Source organism: Candidatus Obscuribacterales bacterium (genome assembly GCA_036703605.1).
GTDB lineage: Bacteria > Cyanobacteriota > Cyanobacteriia > RECH01 > RECH01 > RECH01.
In genome coordinates this window covers 1-1356 of the sequence record DATNRH010000997.1, presented here as the reverse complement: position 1 = coordinate 1356, position 1356 = coordinate 1, and the positions used below count along the sequence as shown (strand labels likewise).

Here is a 1356-nt window from a genome sequence, read left to right as displayed (position 1 = left end):
AGGGGCTTTCCTGGCACATCGACCTACACCTGTGCCGCTGGAGCCGAGGTCGGGTTCGGTCGGCCCTCACATAGGGAGTCCAGTATTTGGTGGTCCTGCACCATCATACTCGCCTCTGCGACCCCAGGGACAACCGAGAATGCCTCAGAGCGCTGGTCCGTCCATGTACCTGAATCATCCGATGGAAAGTCCGTCGCCTTCAGCATCGGTTCATAACAGTGTCTCGGCACCGGACCTTGTTGCTTTGCAGCTGGAGTCGATGCATCTCTCGTCATCGCCGCAGCATGCACCGCCAGCGCATCAACCAGAGTACCCTTTATTTCCTAATCCTCAGATGCCTCAAGGAAGTCCGCCACAAGCGGGTTTCACCACCCAAATTTTTGTGCCTGACAATATGATTGGTTCTATCCTGGGCCGCGGGGGGAGAACTCTGAATGAACTTCAGTCACAATCTGGGGCAAGGATACGAATAAGTCAAAGAGGAGAGTACCTCCCCGGGACAAGAAATCGCATTGTTACCGTTCGAGGACCAACCGCGCAAAGTGTAAACCTGGCTCAATATCTGATGAGTCAACGGATGATTCTTCCGAGAACTGCAACCTATCAGGAGCCCGTGAGACAAGGATCTTTTGAGCAAGAACACCCAGGGGGGCTACAGCAACAACTGCCCCCGACTCCTCAAGGTCATCCTGGATACGCGCAGCCGAACGGAATCTTCCATCAGCAGCCGCATCAACAGCATCATCATCATGATCCTTCACAGCAGCATCAGCAGCAGCATCCTCATTCACCACATCTACAAGCGCAACAGCCACAACCACCACAACAGCCTTCGCAAGGACAACTGCAGTCCAGCAGCGGCGGCGGCGCCGGGGGAGATCGCTCGGTAGCTACATGATCCAGCCTCCTTTCTTCACTCAGTAACTCATACAACCCACCCTACTCTGCTAGAAATATATTATAACTAAGGGTTCGCCCTTGTTTGATACGTTCGTCGACTCGATCTGGGTAGAGCACCCTGCATATAGCCATCACATCATTTACTTGATGCCGTAGTCTAGTCATGTAGTCGCCAATTAGAGTACAGCCGAATAGAATACGTCGCATTCTCGAAAGCTTCAAATGGATACCATCACACAATTGATCGGCATTTCGTGAGAAACGGACCCAAGTCGCTCCACTCATCTGATGTAGGCAGCGACGACACAACGTTGTTCATCACAGCATTTCTCAATTAGCTACTGATAGAAGAGGAGTTTCTTCAAATTCTTTCTTTGACATGGCGAGAGATCTTTAGTCTAATATAATCGATCACTGTGTTGATTGTTGATGGGTACTCGTACTTACAGTACGTAC

Annotated in this window: 1 protein-coding gene; it reads left to right on the top strand. The window is 51.0% G+C overall.

Annotation, left to right across the window (positions count from 1 at the left end; all coding sequences use genetic code 11):
• Nucleotides 1-629: 629 nt before the first annotated feature.
• Nucleotides 630-890 carry a hypothetical protein gene (locus V6D20_20480; GenBank protein HEY9818156.1) on the top strand — a complete coding sequence of 87 codons (261 nt, stop codon included), beginning with the start codon at nucleotides 630-632 and terminating at the stop codon, nucleotides 888-890.
• Nucleotides 891-1356: the final 466 nt, after the last annotated feature.